The organism is Streptomyces sp. NPDC056144, from assembly GCF_042264145.1.
GTDB lineage: Bacteria > Actinomycetota > Actinomycetes > Streptomycetales > Streptomycetaceae > Streptomyces.
The window spans coordinates 344,761-360,965 of record NZ_JBHJVF010000004.1; the positions used below are offsets into that span (position 1 = coordinate 344,761).

Genomic DNA, 16,205 nt, shown 5'->3' on the forward strand with positions numbered 1-16,205 from the left:
CTCGTCCAGTGGCCCAGAGTGACGGGCCACCCGCCACGTAGATTCGACCCATGACGAGCCAGCCCCGCACGACCGTCGAGTTCTTCTTCGACCCTGCCTGCCCCTTCGCCTGGATCACCTCCCGCTGGATCCTGGAGGTCGAACGCCACCGGCCGATCGACCTCCGCTTCAAGGTCATGAGCCTGTACGTCCACAACGAGGGCAACGAGCTCCCGGACTGGTACCGCGCCCTCGTCGACGCCTCCCTCGGCCCCGTACGCGTCGCCGTGGCCGCCGCCGAGCAGCACGGCGAGTCCATCCTGCGCCCGCTCTACACCGCGTACGGCACCCGCATCCACGAGAAGAAGCAGAAGGACTTCGACGCCGTCGTCGCCGAGTCCCTCACCGAACTCGGCCTGCCGCCCGAACTCGCCGCCGCCGCCCACGACCCCGCGTACGACGAGGCCGTCCGCCGCCGCCACGACGAGGGCAAGGACCCCGAGGCCGACGGCTACGTCGGCACCCCCACGATCCGCGTCGACGGCACGACCTGGTTCGGCCCGGTGCTCCGCGCGATCCCGCGCGGCGAGCAGGCGGCCGAACTCTTCGACAGCTTCCGCGTCCTGGCCGCCCACCCCGACTTCTTCGAACTGAAGCGGACCCGCACGGGCGGCCTCGACTTCAGCTGAGCCTGGCCGTCCGGCCGAGACGGGTCCGGAAGAACGCGACGGCGTCCGCCGCCACGCCACGGCGGGCGTCGGCGCCGTCCGGGTTGTCGCCGAGGAAGTCGTAGTGCCCGGTCGTCGCCCCGGCCGACCGCCCCTCGGCGCCGGGCACGTCGGCCAGGTAGCGCAGCGCGTGCGCCCCCGGGGGCGTGACGGTGTCCGCGTCGCCCCAGCGGATCCCCACCGGCCGGTCGATGCCCGCCAGGCTCTCCCCGGTCACCAGATCACCGGCGCCCGGACACACCAGGAACGCGGCCCGCACCCGCTCGTCCCCCTGCGCCCGGCCGCCTTCGGCCACCGCCCGCTCCAGCGCGTTGGCGGGCACGGCCGCGTGCAGGGCCTCGATCAGGTCGGGGAACTCCGGGATCTCCGGCAGCGGGACACTCCGGTCCACCACCGCACGCAGGACGTCGCCGTCGAGCACGGCGCCCACCAGGGCGGCGCTCGTGTACCCGCCGGCCGAGAAACCCGCCGCACCCACCGGCCCCAACGGCCGCTCGGCCGCGAGGACGTCGAGCGCGAACCGCAGGTCCCGGGGCCGCTCCCAGAGGTACGTGAAGCCCTGCGGGAGATAGCCGTCCACGAAGTTGTTGCCGTGATGGTCCACGGCGACCGCCAGGAACCCCGCTTCGGCGAGCGGCTCAGCGAGCCAGGCCATCTGCCGGGCCGCACCGCCCGACCCGTGCGACACGAGCACCACGGGCGGAGCCGGGTCGCCGCTCATCGGCGGATGCCAGATGTGCAGACGGACGGGGCGCGGAAGCGCCGGATCCACGTAGTGGGGACGGCTCGCGTCGTGGAGCTCCCGTATCTCCGGATCGATCATGCCCGGCAGCATAGAAGAGAGAAGCCGCCTCCCGCCGGAGCGGGAGGCGGCTTCGGGAAGCCTGCGGCCTAGCGGGCGAAGCCGTAGTCGAGGAGCTTCTTGACGTCGGTCGCGCGGTTCGTCTCGGACGGGGCGGCGAGCACCGTGCCGATGACCGTCTTGCCGTTGCGGGTGGCCGCGAAGACGAGGCAGTACTTGGCCTGCGAGCCCGAACCGGTCTTGACGCCGATCGCGCCGCTGTAGGTGCTCAGGAGCTTGTTCGTGTTGGTCCACGACATGTAGCGGTAGCCACCGGACTTGGTGGTCACCTTCTGCGAGGTGGACTTCGTCTTGACGACCGTGCGGAACGTGGCGTTCTTCATCGCACTGCTCGCGATCTTCGTCAGATCGCGCGGAGTGGAGTAGTTGCTGCCGTTGCTTATCCCGTCGAACGAGTCGAAGTGGGTGTTCCGCAGGCCGAGCCGGCGGGCCTCGGCGTTCATCTTCCCGATGAACGACTTGACCCGGGCCGCCCGGGTGGTGCCGGTGCCGAACTTGTCGGCGAGCGCGTAGGCCGCGTCACAGCCCGACGGCAGCATCAGGCCGTAGAGGAGCTGGCGGACCGTCACCTTGTCGCCGACGATGAGCCGGGCCGAGGAGGCGTTCTTGGCGACGATGTAGTCGCTGTACGCCTTGTTGATGGTGACCTTGGTGTCGAGGTTCAGGCCCGGCGTGGCCAGCACCACCTTCGCGGTCATGATCTTCGTGGTCGAGCCGGTCGCGCGACGGGTGTCCGCGGCCTTCCCGAACAGCGTGGTGCCCGTCCCGTTGTTCATGACGAAGCCGCCGGGGGCGGTGATCGACGGGACGGCCGGCGCGGCGTGTGCCTGGCCGGCGAAGAGACCTCCGGCCAGTACGGCCGAGGCCGTGATCGAAACGGTCACGGCACTGCGCACGCGGAGTGTCGAAGTCAGCAACGTGGTCTGCCCTACGTAGGAGTCGGTGTCCGCGGGTCCACAGCGGGCCCGCGGACACAAGACGCTCAAGAGCCCGCCATGGATGCACGGTTGAGGATGTGATCTACCTCGCACCCGGGGTGGGGCAGGCGGTGCGGGTCAGGCGGTACGTGCCACCGGACGCCACGCCGCGACCGCCCCGTCGAACCGCTCCAGGAGCAGCTGGGCCAGCTCAGGCGACGGGCCCAGCACGCCGGCCAGGGCGACCCCGGTCGCGCTCACTGGAATTCGGAGCGAATCTTGCAGCTATCCGGAGCAGCGCCTATCTGCATGACGCGCGGCTTCCCGGAAGGTGTAATGGCGAAGACTGTTCCGCTTGATGTGACTATGGCGTCTTGTGCCTCTATGTGCGATGGCTCATTTTTGGACGAGGCTGTGAGGGTCGATATGATGCCACGCGATACATATACGCCACAGCCGTCGTATATGCTTATTCGTCCATTTCCGTAGGCAGTTGCCATCTCGCTCTTTTCGGATCCTGATAGATGTTGAACCCGGATCCTCTGCTCGGGTCCGTTCGGACCCGTGCCGTACTCCCCTGAAATCACTTCTGTGTTATTGATTGAGCAATCGCTAGAAAAGCTTGGCTGGTCCCGCAGGCTGTGACCATCGGGGATTGTAATCAGCTGAGAATGGCTGCCGAGAGTGATCGCAATTTTCTTTCGATCGGAAAGGCATCCGATAGGGCCAAAGAGCTCCTGGTGGACTTTCTTGGGGGTCTCCGGGTGTCCGGTATTCAAGCGTATGGTGTGGGAGATCCATTTAGTGGTAGAGGTTCCATTCAGCGCCGTTGAAATAGCTAGCGTTCGGCCTTCTGAAGAGATCTTCCCCTGGGCGCCCTGAGTGCCGGTTGGTATGCGAAGTTTTTGTCGATTCCCGTTGCGTTCCCACGTGATTCCATGCGTGTCGCTTGCGATCCAGTTAGATGGTCCGGATGTCCAGTAGAGGTTTACGGTTGGGTCGCTGAATCGCGTGACGGTTCTGGAATTGCCTGTATGCCATATGATTTCCGAACCGGCTGATGAGGATTCTGTGGGATTGTTGATCGAGAATCCGACGTCCGGACATTTGATGCTGCAGTGAACCTCGCCGGGTGCGACATCCTTCTCTTGCCATACCCTTAATCCGCTGCTTGTGTATCCGGCGAGTTGTGCGGAACCGGGATCGTAAGTGATGAAGCCTCCAGGATCCGCGTCAGCGATGATGACGGCCGAGCGGAAAGGCTCAGGGGAAGGTTGCTGCGCGGCGCATGAAGTTGCCGACATGGCGACGCAGAGTAAGGTTGCAAAGAGTGAGACTTTGTTGAATGGTTTCATTTTGATGTCAGCCTTGCGCGATTGAGGCGTGGGTGACTGTTGGCGTCACCCACGCCGAACGGTGGCGGACTAGAATGCGAAGCTCACGCCCGTCCCGCAACGAACCGCGTAGGCGTTCGACTTGTAGTCGAACCAGCCGTCGATGTTGACTCGGTTCTTCCCCTTGGGGAGCGTCTTCAGGGTGGAGAAGGTGGGGCCCCAGACGTCGTTCACTGTGTGCGTCCCCCTCCTGGTGTCATATTTGTGAGTGACGCCGAGTCCGACGGAGTAGATCTGCACGTGCAGGGTGAAGTCGGTTCGATACCTGTCGATTCCCTGCGATCGGGTGGAGATCGAAAACGAGGTCGGCTGAATCTTGGTGCTGGACGGCTGTAAGTACTGCGCCAGGGCGGACGCCTGAACGGTCTTGGTGGGAGCTATTACGGCATTGCAGGCGGCGCGGGGGCTCGCATTGGCCGAAGCGTTGGTTGATGCGGAAAGTAGCGCGACTCCAGTAAGGGCTGCTACTCCTGCGGCGACAGTCTTGCGCACGGAAGTCCTCCAGGCCGTATGCGAGAGGCTTCATTAGGTGAAGCGCTGCTTACTCGCAAAGCAAGCCTTGCCTGTTGAATCGCCGCGATCAATTGAGTTGAGGTAGATCTGAGGGAAGGTGGCTTGATGTCGGCTGTGGATGAGTAGGAATTCGCCAATCAGGCTGCGCCCATCGGACGGCCGGTATTTCGGAACGTAGCGATCCGGAATCTGATGCCCGGGAATTCGGCAGCGTCGAACCGCTCCAGGAGCAGCCGCGCCAGCTCGGGAGAGGGGCCCAGCACGTCGGCCAGGACGTCGGCCTCCGCCGCGCCCGCCGCGATGCGGTCCGGGAGGCGGCCGGGGGCGATGACGTACGGGGCGACCGCCACGCGGCGGACGCCCGGCTCCGCGCGCAGGGCGCGGACCGCGTCCTCCGTACGGGGAAGGGATGCGGAGGCGAACGCGGGCCGCACGGAGCACCAACCGGTGCGCCGCAGCTCCCGCGCCGTTTCTGCGATCACCGCGATCGCCTCCGGGTCGGTGGAGCCCGCCGAGGCCAGGACGACCCCGGTCGCGCTCTTGTCGCCGGGCCTGAGCCCGGCCTCGTACAGCCGTCGTTCCACCGCCGCGACGAGCAGCGGCGACGGGCCGAGGACCTCCGCCTGGCGGATGCTCAGGGAGGGCGGCGCCTGGCGCAGGACGGCGGGGATGTCGGCCTTCGCGTGGAAGGCGCGGGTGAGGAGGAGGGGGAGGGCGACGACCTCCCGCACCCCGTCCGCCGCGAGGCGGTCGAGGACGCTGGGCACGGTCGGCAGGTTGAAGTCCAGGAACGCCGTCTCCACGCGCAGCCCCGGCCGCAGCGCACCGGCCCGGCGCACGAGCGCCTGGACGGTGGCCGCGTGCCGCGGGTCGCGGCTGCCGTGGGCGATGATGAGGAGGACGGGGCGGGTCATGACTTCGGCTCAGCCCTTCACTTCACGAGCAGGCCGCGGCGGCGGAGCACCGCGCGCTCCAGCGGGCTGAAGATGAGTAGGTCGATCGCGATGCCGACGATCAGGATCAGGATGATCGCCAGGAAGATGCCGGGCATGTCGAAGTCGTTCCGGCCGTTCTCCAGGAGCTGGCCGAGGCCGAGGCCCAGGTCCGGCGAGGACGCGATGATCTCCGCCGCCATCAGCGAGCGCCAGGAGAACGCCCAGCCCTGCTTGAGGCCGGCGAGGTAGCCGGGGAGCGCGGCCGGCATCACGATGTACCAGGCGCCCTTGAGGCCCGTCGCGCCGAGCGTCTGGCCCGCGCGGAGGAAGAGCGGCGGGACCTGGTCGACGCCCGCGACGAGGCCGTTGGCGATCGACGGGACGGCGCCCAGCAGGATCACCGCGTACATCATGCTGTCGTTGAGGCCCAGCCACAGGACCGCGGGCGCCACCCAGGCGACCGAGGGGAGCGACTGGAGACCCGCGAGGATCGGTCCGATCGCCGCCCGCACGAACTTCACGCGGGAGACGAGCAGTCCGAGCGGGGTGCCGATGGCGAGGGCGAGGACGAAGCCGTACAGGGCCCGGGACACGCTGGTCCACAGGACGCTGAGGAGCGTCCCCTCCTTCCACATGGTGGCCAGGCTGTCCCACACCTCGGAGGGCGCGGGCAGCTTGTACGAGTCCGTGACCTCGGCGGTGACGAGGAGCTGCCAGACCACCAGGACGAGCGCGACGGCGATGAAGGGCGGAAGTACCTTCTTGACCAGGACCTCGCGGACGGGCGTGCGCCGGATCTGCACGCTGTCGAGCGCGTCGAGACCTGCTTCGAGCCCGGCGAGATCGTCGGCCTTGGCGGCGGTGGCGGTATCAGTGCTGGCCATGACGGCGGATCTCCCCACGGAGGTGCTCGGTGATCTCAAGGGACAGTTCCGCGACGTCCGCGTCCTCGATGCGGCGCGGCTGCGGGATGTCGATCGTCCACTCGTGGGCGATCCGGCCCGGCCGGGACGACAGGAGGACGACCCGCTCGGCGAGCCGTACGGCCTCGCGGACGTTGTGGGTGACGAACAGCACCGACAGCTTCGTCTCCCGCCAGATCCGGGTGAGCTCGTCGTGGAGCACGTCCCGGGTGATGGCGTCGAGCGCGGCGAACGGCTCGTCCATCAGGAGCAGGTCGCTGTCCTGGGCGAGCGCGCGGGCCAGGGCGACGCGCTGGCGCATGCCGCCGGACAGCTCGTGGACCCGCTTGCCGTACGAGCCGCCGAGGCGGACGAGGGCGAGCAGCCGCTCGGCCTCCTCGCGCCGCTCGGCCTTGGGCACCCCGCGCAGCCGCAGGGCGAGTTCGATGTTCTTGCCCGCGGTGAGCCACGGGAAGAGGGCGTGCTCCTGGAACATCAGGGCCGGCCGGCCGCCGGGGGTCTCGATGGACCCCGCGGACGGCCGGTCGAGTCCGGCGACCAGGTTGAGCAGGGTGGACTTGCCGCAGCCCGAGGCACCCAGGAGGGTGACGAACTCGCCCGGGGCGACATCGAGCGAGATGTCGTCGAGGACGAGCTGCCCACCCGAGGGCCCGCCGAAGGACTTCGAGACGTGCGCGATGCGCGCGGCATGACGGGGTGCGTCGGCGCGGTCCTCGGCCTTGGCGAGCGTCGTGGTCGTGGCCATGGTCGTCACCTCCTGGGTTGAGCTGCGGACGTGTTACTTGACGCCGAGACCGGCGTCGGAGACCTCGGGCTGGCCCGCGGCCTTCAGGACCTTGTTCAGCGGCTTCAGGTCGTAGATGCCGCCGAGCTCGGGCTGCTCCAGGAGACCGGCCTTGACTGCGTGATCGGCCTGGGACTGGAGAGTGGCCGCCAGCGGGTCGTTGGTGAACTGGATGGACGGCCAGGCCGCGTCGATGACCTTGGCGCCGAGCGCCTTGCCCGACAGCTTCTCCAGCTGGGTGTTTGCCGAGGCCTTCGCCTTGTCCTGGTTGGCGTTGATCCACTCGTTCGTCTTCACCGAACCGCGCAGGAACGCCTCGACGACGTCCGGGTGCTCGTTCAGGAACTTCTGCGACACGATGATGTTGGTGATGACGAACTTCTTGTCCGGCCACAGGTCGGACTCGTCGAGGAGGACCTTCGCGCCCTCGCTGACCAGCTTCGACGCGGTCGGCTCGGGCACCCAGGCGCCGTCGATCGAGCCCGCCTTGTAGGCGTTCGGCGTCGTCTTGTTGTCCGTGCGGACCACCGACACGTCACCCTTGCCGCTCGCGGAGTCGACCTTCCAGCCCTTCTCCGCGATCCAGTTGAGGAAGGCGACGTCCTGCGTGTTGCCCTTCTGCGGGGTGGCGATCTTCTTGCCCTTGAGGTCGTCCAGGGTCTTGATCTTCGCCGGGTTGACCACGAGCTTCACGCCACCGGAGGCGGCGCCGCCGACAATGCGGAGGTTGGTGCCCTTGGTCTTCACGTAGCCGTTGATGGACGGCGAGGGGCCGATGAAGCCGATGTCGATGGAGCCGGCGTTGAGCGCCTCGATCTCGGACGGGCCCGCGTTGAAGGTGGTGGGGTCGAGCTTGGTGCCGCCCAGCTCCTTCTGGATGATGCCTTCCTGGACGCCGACCAGCGCGGTGGCGTGCGTCAGGTTGGGGAAGAACCCGAGCCGTACGGTGTCGGCGGAGAGCTTCTTCTCGGCTCCCTCGGCGGACACGTTCTTCTTCTCGTTGTCGTCGTTCTTGGCCTCGGAGCCGTAGCCGCACGAGGCGAGCGCACCGATCAGCAGCGGGAGGGCGGCGGCGGCGGCGATGGAACGGCGCAGGGTGGTACGGGACGTGGCAGGCACGGGAAGTGTTCCCCTCGATTCAACTTCTCAGCGAAGTCTGCGTTTGTGTCTTTCGGGGTGGAGCGGGTGGATCCCCTGGCTCCGGTGGTACGGGTGGTGCGGGTTCGCACCGCTCACGCGGTGCATCGAGGTCAGCACGCACATCGCGCGACACCTCCCATGCCCGCACCGAGGGCACCGGAGCCCACCCGGCCGCCCTCCTTCGCGAAGGTGGCGTAGACGTTTCGGCTCATCTCAGAAGTCCCACCCTTCCTCTTCGTCGTTCACGGTGACGGCCTTGGCCGTGGCGAAGGACTCGCCCGCCATGCCGGCCGCGAGCGTGGTGCCGTCCGCCGGGTCGATCAGCAGGAACGAACCGGTACGGCGGGAGTCGGCGTACGCGTCGAGCGCGAGCGGCTCGGCCGTGCGCACGACGACCCGGCCGATGTCGTTGGCGACCAGCTGCCCGGGGTTCGGGTGCTGGGACAGGTCGTCCAGGGTCAGCCGCGACGGGATGTCCTTGACGATCGCCTTGACGGTGCGGGTCGTGTGCTTGAGCAGGACCCGCTGGCCGACGGCGAGCGGCTGGTCGGCCACGTGGCAGACCGTCGCCTCGACGTCCTGGCTGGTCGCCGGGGCGTCGCCCACCGGGGCGATCAGGTCGCCGCGGGAGATGTCGATGTCGTCCGCGAGGCGGATCGTCACCGACTGCGGGGCCCAGGCGATGTCCACCGACTCGCCGAGCGCGTCGATGCCGCTGATCGTGGTCGTCCGGCCCGAGGGCAGGACGGTGACCTGCTCGCCGACCCGGAACGCGCCGGCCGCGATCTGGCCCGCGTAGCCCCGGTAGTCGGGGTGCTCGGCCGTCTGCGGACGGATCACGTACTGCACGGGGAACCGCGCGTGGCAGGCCGTCAGGTCGTGGCTGACCGGGACCGTCTCCAGGTGCTCCAGGACCGTCGGGCCGCCGTACCAGTCCATGTGCGCGGACGGCTCCACGACGTTGTCCCCGGCGAGCGCCGAGATCGGGATCGCGGTGATCTCCGGGACGCCGAGCTCGGAGGCGTACGTCGTGAACTCCTCGGCGATCGCGGCGAAGACGGGCTCGGCGTAGTCGACGAGGTCCATCTTGTTCACGGCCAGGACCACGTGCGGGACGCGGAGCAGGGCGGCGACGGCGGCGTGCCGGCGGGTCTGCTCGACGACGCCGTTGCGGGCGTCGACGAGGACCACGGCGAGCTCGGCCGTCGAGGCGCCGGTCACCATGTTCCGGGTGTACTGCACGTGCCCGGGGGTGTCGGCGAGGATGAACCGGCGGCGGGCGGTCGCGAAGTAGCGGTACGCCACGTCGATGGTGATGCCCTGCTCGCGCTCGGCCCGCAGACCGTCGGTGAGCAGCGCCAGGTCGGGCGCCTCCTGGCCGCGCTTGAGCGACGCGGCCTCGACGGCCTCCAGCTGGTCGGTGAGGACCGACTTGGAGTCGTGCAGGAGACGGCCCACCAGCGTGGACTTGCCGTCGTCGACGGAGCCGGCGGTGGCGAAACGCAGCAGGGTGGTGGCCGAGACGTCGGCGAACTGCTCGGTGGACGTGCTCATTAGAAGTACCCTTCGCGCTTGCGGTCTTCCATCGCGGCCTCGGACATCTTGTCGTCGGCGCGGGTGGCGCCCCGCTCGGTGAGGCGGGAGGCGGCGATCTCGGCGATGACGGCGTCCAGCGTGGTGGCGTCGGAGTCGACGGCGCCGGTGCAGGACATGTCGCCGACGGTGCGGTAGCGGATGAGCCGCGTCTCGACCGTCTCGGTCTCCTTCGGGCCGCCCCACTCGCCGGCGGTCAGCCACATGCCGTTGCGGGCGAAGACCTCGCGCTCGTGGGCGAAGTAGATCTCCGGCAGCTCGATGCCCTCGCGGGCGATGTACTGCCAGACGTCCAGCTCGGTCCAGTTGGAGAGCGGGAAGACGCGGACGTGCTCGCCGGGCGCGTGACGGCCGTTGTAGAGCTGCCACAGCTCGGGGCGCTGCCGGCGCGGGTCCCACTGGGAGAACTCGTCGCGCAGGGAGAAGACGCGCTCCTTGGCGCGGGCCTTCTCCTCGTCGCGGCGGCCGCCGCCGAAGACGGCGTCGAAGCGGTGCTGCTGGATCGCCTCGGTCAGCGGAACGGTCTGGAGCGGGTTACGGGTCCCGTCCGGACGCTCCTTGAGCGCGCCGCGGTCGATGTACTCCTGCACGGAGGCGACGTGCAGCCGCAGCCCGTGCTCGGCCACGACACGGTCGCGGTAGGCGAGGACCTCGGGGAAGTTGTGCCCGGTGTCGACGTGGAGCAGCGTGAAGGGGACCGGCGCCGGGGCGAAGGCCTTCAGCGCCAGGTGCAGCATGACGATGGAGTCCTTGCCGCCGGAGAACAGGATCACCGGCCGCTCGAACTCGCCCGCCACCTCACGGAAGATGTGGACGGCCTCGGACTCCAGGGAGTCGAGGTGCGACAGGGCGAACGGGCTGTCCGTCGTGTCGTGAGTGTGGGCAACGGTGGTCACAGCAGACCCCTCTCGGTGAGCAGCGCGTGGAGCTGCGCCGCGGACTCCTGCACGGTCTGGTCCTGGGACTCGATCCGCAGATCGGGCGTCTCGGGGGCCTCGTACGGGTCGTCGACGCCGGTCAGGCCGGAGATCTCGCCGGCCGCCTGCTTGGCGTAGAGGCCCTTGACGTCACGGACGGAGCAGACCTCGACCGGGGTCGCCACGTGCACCTCGACGAAGGCGGTGCCCTCGGCGGCGTGCCGCTTGCGGACGGCCTCGCGGCTGTCGGCGTACGGGGCGATGACGGGGACCAGGACCTTCACGCCGTGCGAGGCGAGCAGTTCGGCGACGAAGCCGATGCGCTGCACGTTGGTGTGGCGGTCCTCGCGGCTGAAGCCGAGGCCCGCGGAGAGGAACTCGCGGATCTCGTCGCCGTCGAGGATCTCGACGCGGTGCCCCTCCTCGCGGAGGCGGCCGGCCAGCTCGTACGCGATCGTGGTCTTCCCGGCGCTCGGCAGGCCGGTCAGCCAGATGGTGGCACCGGTCACGTCATTCTCCTGAGATCTCTGATGATCCGTCTGTTCGGTCTGCTGATGGTTCGTCATCCGTGCAGCCCGCATTCGGTCTTGGTCCGTCCCGCCCAGCGTCCGGCGCGGGCGTCCTCGCCCTCCAGGACGCGGCGCGTGCAGGGCGCGCAGCCGACGGAGGCGTAACCGTCCGTCAGGAGCGGGTTGGTGAGGACGCCGTGCTCCATGACGTACGCGTCCACGTCGTCCTGGGTCCAGCGGGCGATGGGGGAGACCTTGACCTTCTGCCGCTTCTCGTCCCAGCCGACGACCGGGGTGTTCGCCCGGGTCGGGGACTCGTCGCGGCGCAGGCCCGTCGCCCAGGCGCCGTACGCGGTCAGGCCCTCTTCGAGCGGCTTGACCTTGCGCAGCGCGCAGCACAGGTCGGGATCGCGGTCGTGCAGCTTGGGGCCGTACTCGGCGTCCTGCTCGGCCACGGTCTGACGCGGGGTCAGGGTGATGACGTTGACGTCCATGACGGCGTCCACGGCGTCGCGGGTGCCGATGGTCTCCTCGAAGTGGTAGCCCGTGTCGAGGAAGACGACGTCCACGCCGGGCCGCACCCGCGAGGCGAGGTGGGCCACGACCGCGTCCTCCATGGAGGAGGTGACGCAGAAGCGTTCGCCGAAGGTGTCCACGGCCCACCGGATGATCTCCAGGGCGGAGGCGTCCTCCAGGTCACGGCCGGCCTGCTCGGCGAGTGCCTTGAGGTCGGCCGCGGTGGCGTCCTGGGTGATCTGAGCCGTCGTCATATCTGATCCCTTCCAGTGGTGTTGCCGGAAGTCCCCGGGGCGAGCAGCCCCAGGAACTTCAACTGGAAGGCTCGGCTGCACGCGGCGCATTCCCACGCGCCGTGACCCTGCTCGTTCGGCCGGAGGTCCTCGTCGCCGCAGTACGGGCAGAAGAACGGGGCCGCACGCTCGCTCACGACAGCGCCTCCTCGGAGGCGCGGGCCGTCCAGGTCGCGAAGCGCTCGCCGTCCTCGCGCTCCGCCTGGAAGCGCTTGAGGACCCGCTCGACGTAGTCGGGGAGCTCGGCCGCGGTGACCTTGAGGCCGCGGACCTTGCGGCCGAAACCGGCCTCGAGACCGAGCGCGCCGCCCAGGTGCACCTGGTAGCCCTCGACGCGGTTGCCGTCGGCGTCCAGGACCAGCTGGCCCTTGAGGCCGATGTCGGCGACCTGGATGCGGGCGCAGGCGTTCGGGCAGCCGTTGATGTTGATCGTCAGCGGCTCGTCGAACTCCGGGATGCGTCGCTCCAGTTCGTCGATGAGCGAGGAGCCGCGGCCCTTCGTCTCGACGATCGCGAGCTTGCAGAACTCGATGCCGGTGCAGGCCATCGTGCCGCGCCGGAACGGCGACGGGGTGACCCGCAGGTCCATCGCCTCCAGGGCGGAGACGAGCGACTCGACCTGCGCCTCCTCGATGTCGAGGACGAGCATCTTCTGCTCGGCGGTGGTGCGGACCCGGCCCGAGCCGTGCGCCTCGGCGATCTCGGCGATCTTCGTCAGGGCCGTACCGTCGACGCGGCCGACGCGCGGCGCGAATCCGACGTAGAACCGGCCGTCCTTCTGGCGGTGCACGCCGACGTGGTCGCGCCACTGGCCGGAGGGCTGCTCGGGGGCGGGGCCGTCGACCAGCGCGCGCTTGAGGTACTCGTCCTCCAGGACCTTGCGGAACTTCTCCGGGCCCCAGTCGGCGACGAGGAACTTCAGGCGGGCGCGGTTGCGCAGCCGGCGGTAGCCGTAGTCGCGGAAGATCGAGATGACGCCCTCGTAGACGTCCGGGACCTCGTCGAGGGGGACCCAGGCGCCGAGGCGGACGCCGAGCTTGGGGTTGGTGGAGAGGCCGCCGCCGACCCAGAGGTCGAAGCCGGGGCCGTGCTCCGGGTGGTTCACGCCGACGAAGGCGATGTCGTTGATCTCGTGCGCCACGTCGAGCAGCGGCGAGCCGGAGATCGCGGACTTGAACTTGCGGGGCAGGTTGGAGAAGTCCTTGTTGCCGACGATCCGGCGGTAGATCTCGTCGATGGCGGGCGTGCCGTCGATGATCTCGTCCTCGGCGATCCCGGCCACCGGTGAGCCGAGGACGACGCGCGGGGTGTCGCCGCAGGCCTCGGTGGTCGACAGGCCGACCGCCTCCAGGCGGTTCCAGATCTCCGGGACGTCCTCGATGCGGATCCAGTGGTACTGGACGTTCTGCCGGTCCGTGATGTCGGCGGTGCCGCGGGCGAACTCCTGGGAGATCTCGCCGATGACGCGGAGCTGCTCGGTCGTCAGCCGGCCGCCGTCGATGCGGACGCGGAGCATGAAGTACTCGTCGTCCAGCTCCTCCGGCTCCAGGACGCCCGTCTTGGTGCCGTCGAGGCCCTGCTTGCGCTGGGTGTAGAGACCCCACCAGCGCATGCGCCCGCGCAGGTCGTTGGGGTCGATCGAGTCGAAACCGCGCTTCGAGTAGACCGTCTCAATACGTGTCCGCACATTGAGACCGTCGTCGTCCTTCTTGAACTGCTCATTGCCGTTCAGCGGGGTGAAGTGCCCCACGGCCCACTGACCCTCGCCACGGTGACGCCCGGCCTTGCGGCGGGCGGCGGCGGGAGTGGGGTTTTCCGGGGTGGCGGCCATGGCGTTTCGTCCTTCGGGACTGCGAGAGGGCGGCTCTGACCTGCACACTCGCGCTGAGGTCAGAGGGTGGCGCGTCAGTGCGCAGCAGGGTCGGGCAGAAGAGAGATCGCGGCGGTGCTGAGGCTGTCAGCGCGCCGGACAGATGGCGCTGGACATGCGGCCGAGGTCGACGTGCCGCCGACTCACCAAGGCAGTTCCAGTTCCAGACATGACGGAAGCGTGTCACGGGACTTTGGACCCAGTCCAGCATTGTCCGGTATTTGGACGTACATGTCTCGAATGGCGAGACGCTGTGTTCTGGGTCACGCGAAAGGGGCCCCGCCGGGGGCCCCTTCGTGGTGATTCGTACGGATCAGGTGGATCGTACGGATCGATCGGATCGTGCGGATCAGGCGTACGCGCCCGGCCAGGGGCCCGGGTTCTCCGATTCGGCCACTTCCTCCACCTTGGTGTCGAAGAGCCGGAAGCCGCGCCGCTCGTAGTTGGCCATCGCGTGCGGACCGTCGAGCGAGCAGGTGTGCAGCCACACGCGCTTCGTCTCCTCGCGCCCCGGCCAGCGGTCCGCCAGGTCCCAGGCGCGCCGCACGCCCTCCGTCAGGAGGTGGCCGCCGAAGCCGCGCCCGCGGAAGGCGGCGATGAGACCGAAGTAGACGATCTCGACGACGCCGTCCTCCTGCGGGTCGAGCTCCACGTACCCGGCCGGCGTCCCCCGGTCGTACGCGACCCAGATCTCGGCGCCCGGCTTCTCGACGATCGCCTGCCACTCCTTGTACGTGAGCCCCAGGCGGTCGTTCCAGCGGATGTCGCCGCCGACCGCCGTATAGAGGAAGCGGCTGTACTCGGCCGAGGGCACCTCGGCCCGGGTGATGGTGAGGTCGTCGCCCTCCGGGGTGCGGGAGGGGCGGAGGTCGGTCGGTGCCGTCTGTTCGAGGGACCAGGTCGTGAGAGTGATGCTCATGTGCTCATCGCATCATGCGGAGCCTCGGATTCCTACTGTGTTCGGTCCTGGCGGACAGGCTGTCCGTCATACGGACATCGTGTCCGCGGGATCAGGGCGAGCCGCCCGGACGGCCGGGGCGGTGGAGTGGGGCAGCAGGTCGCCGGGGTGCTCCGGCCGGAGCACCTCCACCGCCACCTCCTCCCGGAAGCGGTACGGGCGGTGCGCCAGGACCCCGGCGAGGTTCCGCCGTACCCGGGACATCTCGGCCCGGACGGTCACCGTCTTCGACCGGTCGCCGAACACGTCGTCCGCGAGGTCCGCCGCCGTCCGGCCGTCCCGGTGCAGCGCCAGGACGTAGAGGAGCTCCGCGTGCCGGGGGCTCAGCTCCTGCTGCCAGCTCCCCGCCTCGCCGGAGACGGACACCGTCCAGCGGCGCGGCCTGCTGAGGTCGAGGACCACCCGGCTCGCCGCGTCCACCCCGGGCTCCAGGGGAGCGAGCTCCTCCTCGACCCGGAGCAGCCAGCCGCCCGGCAGCGGCTCCACCGCGCACTGCCCGAGCGAGGGCAGCCACATCCGCCCGGCCCGTACGGACTTGGGCAGCGCGATCCGGTCCACCGGCGCGAGCCCGGTCACCGCCGCCGTCCAGCCGTGCGTGTCGACGGCCACGGCCCGCCCGCCGACCCGGCACAGGATCGGCGCCGCCACCGATCTCAGGCGTTCGACCGAGCTCCGGTGCCGCTCGCGCATCTCCGCCTCGGCGAGCTGGGCGACCGAGGCGACGAGCGCCAGCATCGCCGGATGGAAGCTGGAGGCCGGGCCGCTGACGTCGAGGATGCCCAGGACCCGCTGGTCGCGCGGGTCGTGGACGGGCGCGGCGGCGCACGTCCAGTTGTGCAGGGCGTGCACGTAGTGCTCGGCGGAGTGCACCTGCACCGCGCGCCCCATGGCGAGGGCCGTGCCGACCGCGTTCGTCCCGGTCGTGTGCTCGGTCCAGGCCGCGCCTTCCTCCAGACAGATGCCGTTGGCGCGGCGCATCACGGCGGGGTTCCCCTGCCGCCACAGCACCCGGCCGTGCTCGTCGGTGACCACCATGATCTGGAGGGAGGTGTCGGCGATGCCCGCGAGGCCGCCGCTCAGGGTCTGCATCACCTCGGCGAGGAGGGTGCTCCTGCGCCGGTGCTCCAGCTCGTCGCGCTGGAGCAACACGCTGCTCGTTCCCCGGTCCGGGTCGAGACCGAGCCGGGCCATCCGCTGCCAGGACGCGTCGATCACGTCGCGGGGCGCGATCGGGGGCGTACGGCCCGCGAGGGTCTCGTCACGGACGCGGTGCAGCAGGCGGGTGGCCTGAACGGCGTCCATGGCGGCCAGCCGCGCCATGTCGAGCTGCGTGTTCTTCATCGGTCTCTCCCAGCCACCCGTGGTGCTGTATCG

The 16,205-nt window shown here is 69.2% G+C and carries 19 protein-coding genes; 1 reads left to right on the top strand and 18 read right to left on the bottom strand.

All coding sequences use genetic code 11. The features are described from left to right. Nucleotides 1–50: 50 nt before the first annotated feature. Nucleotides 51–668 carry a DsbA family protein gene (locus ACFC0Z_RS15570; protein WP_376437401.1) on the top strand — a complete coding sequence of 206 codons (618 nt, stop codon included), beginning with the start codon at nucleotides 51–53 and terminating at the stop codon, nucleotides 666–668. Here ACFC0Z_RS15570 and ACFC0Z_RS15575 read toward each other — a convergent pair. The 18 genes from ACFC0Z_RS15575 to ACFC0Z_RS15660 form a co-directional block, all read right to left on the bottom strand. Further along, the gene (locus ACFC0Z_RS15575; RefSeq protein ID WP_376437403.1) at nucleotides 661–1,530 is read right to left on the bottom strand and encodes an alpha/beta hydrolase family protein; all 870 of its coding nucleotides are present in this window, start codon (nucleotides 1,528–1,530) and stop codon (nucleotides 661–663) included. The genes ACFC0Z_RS15570 and ACFC0Z_RS15575 overlap by 8 nt on opposite strands. A gap of 68 nt (nucleotides 1,531–1,598) precedes the next feature. Then, nucleotides 1,599–2,465, bottom strand: coding sequence for a D-alanyl-D-alanine carboxypeptidase family protein (locus ACFC0Z_RS15580; protein ID WP_376437405.1), 867 nt, complete (start codon nucleotides 2,463–2,465; stop codon nucleotides 1,599–1,601). 159 nt (nucleotides 2,466–2,624) lie between these two features. Beyond that, nucleotides 2,625–2,747 carry a hypothetical protein gene (locus ACFC0Z_RS15585; protein WP_376437407.1) on the bottom strand — a complete coding sequence of 41 codons (123 nt, stop codon included), beginning with the start codon at nucleotides 2,745–2,747 and terminating at the stop codon, nucleotides 2,625–2,627. Next, a complete protein-coding gene (locus tag ACFC0Z_RS15590; protein WP_376437409.1) occupies nucleotides 2,744–3,841 on the bottom strand; it encodes a hypothetical protein in 1,098 nt (365 codons plus the stop codon). The genes ACFC0Z_RS15585 and ACFC0Z_RS15590 overlap by 4 nt, the downstream gene beginning before the upstream one ends. Nucleotides 3,842–3,910: 69 nt before the next feature. Continuing rightward, complete coding sequence (locus ACFC0Z_RS15595) at nucleotides 3,911–4,372, bottom strand: hypothetical protein (RefSeq protein ID WP_376437411.1); 462 nt, start codon at nucleotides 4,370–4,372, stop codon at nucleotides 3,911–3,913. Nucleotides 4,373–4,530: 158 nt separating this feature from the next. Beyond that, nucleotides 4,531–5,307 carry a sirohydrochlorin chelatase gene (locus ACFC0Z_RS15600; RefSeq protein ID WP_376437413.1) on the bottom strand — a complete coding sequence of 259 codons (777 nt, stop codon included), beginning with the start codon at nucleotides 5,305–5,307 and terminating at the stop codon, nucleotides 4,531–4,533. 17 nt (nucleotides 5,308–5,324) lie between these two features. Further along, on the bottom strand, nucleotides 5,325–6,212 hold the full coding sequence (locus ACFC0Z_RS15605; protein ID WP_376437416.1) for an ABC transporter permease: 888 nt from the start codon (nucleotides 6,210–6,212) through the stop codon (nucleotides 5,325–5,327). Beyond that, nucleotides 6,199–6,996, bottom strand: a complete 798-nt coding sequence (locus ACFC0Z_RS15610) for an ABC transporter ATP-binding protein (protein WP_376437419.1) — start codon at nucleotides 6,994–6,996, stop codon at nucleotides 6,199–6,201. The genes ACFC0Z_RS15605 and ACFC0Z_RS15610 overlap by 14 nt, the downstream gene beginning before the upstream one ends. Nucleotides 6,997–7,029: 33 nt before the next feature. Further along, the gene (locus tag ACFC0Z_RS15615) at nucleotides 7,030–8,154 is read right to left on the bottom strand and encodes an aliphatic sulfonate ABC transporter substrate-binding protein (RefSeq protein ID WP_376437422.1); all 1,125 of its coding nucleotides are present in this window, start codon (nucleotides 8,152–8,154) and stop codon (nucleotides 7,030–7,032) included. A 234-nt stretch (nucleotides 8,155–8,388) separates the two neighbouring features. Continuing rightward, nucleotides 8,389–9,729, bottom strand: a complete 1,341-nt coding sequence (locus ACFC0Z_RS15620; protein ID WP_376437424.1) for a sulfate adenylyltransferase subunit 1 — start codon at nucleotides 9,727–9,729, stop codon at nucleotides 8,389–8,391. Continuing rightward, complete coding sequence (gene cysD / locus ACFC0Z_RS15625) at nucleotides 9,729–10,664, bottom strand: sulfate adenylyltransferase subunit CysD (protein WP_376437427.1); 936 nt, start codon at nucleotides 10,662–10,664, stop codon at nucleotides 9,729–9,731. Before cysD ends, ACFC0Z_RS15620 begins: the two co-directional genes overlap by 1 nt. Beyond that, on the bottom strand, nucleotides 10,661–11,251 hold the full coding sequence (gene cysC / locus ACFC0Z_RS15630) for an adenylyl-sulfate kinase (protein ID WP_376437429.1): 591 nt from the start codon (nucleotides 11,249–11,251) through the stop codon (nucleotides 10,661–10,663). Before cysC ends, cysD begins: the two co-directional genes overlap by 4 nt. Beyond that, on the bottom strand, nucleotides 11,248–11,964 hold the full coding sequence (locus ACFC0Z_RS15635; RefSeq protein WP_376437432.1) for a phosphoadenylyl-sulfate reductase: 717 nt from the start codon (nucleotides 11,962–11,964) through the stop codon (nucleotides 11,248–11,250). Before ACFC0Z_RS15635 ends, cysC begins: the two co-directional genes overlap by 4 nt. Beyond that, nucleotides 11,961–12,140: a hypothetical protein gene (locus ACFC0Z_RS15640; protein ID WP_376437434.1), complete on the bottom strand. Its 180-nt coding sequence runs from the start codon at nucleotides 12,138–12,140 to the stop codon at nucleotides 11,961–11,963. The genes ACFC0Z_RS15635 and ACFC0Z_RS15640 overlap by 4 nt, the downstream gene beginning before the upstream one ends. Further along, the gene (locus tag ACFC0Z_RS15645) at nucleotides 12,137–13,834 is read right to left on the bottom strand and encodes a nitrite/sulfite reductase (protein ID WP_376437436.1); all 1,698 of its coding nucleotides are present in this window, start codon (nucleotides 13,832–13,834) and stop codon (nucleotides 12,137–12,139) included. The genes ACFC0Z_RS15640 and ACFC0Z_RS15645 overlap by 4 nt, the downstream gene beginning before the upstream one ends. A gap of 126 nt (nucleotides 13,835–13,960) precedes the next feature. Continuing rightward, entirely contained in the window at nucleotides 13,961–14,044 is an 84-nt protein-coding gene (locus tag ACFC0Z_RS15650; RefSeq protein WP_312846743.1) for a putative leader peptide, read from the bottom strand. A gap of 178 nt (nucleotides 14,045–14,222) precedes the next feature. Next, a complete protein-coding gene (locus ACFC0Z_RS15655; RefSeq protein ID WP_376437438.1) occupies nucleotides 14,223–14,792 on the bottom strand; it encodes a GNAT family N-acetyltransferase in 570 nt (189 codons plus the stop codon). A 66-nt stretch (nucleotides 14,793–14,858) separates the two neighbouring features. Continuing rightward, nucleotides 14,859–16,172, bottom strand: a complete 1,314-nt coding sequence (locus ACFC0Z_RS15660) for a GAF domain-containing protein (RefSeq protein ID WP_376437441.1) — start codon at nucleotides 16,170–16,172, stop codon at nucleotides 14,859–14,861. Nucleotides 16,173–16,205: the final 33 nt, after the last annotated feature.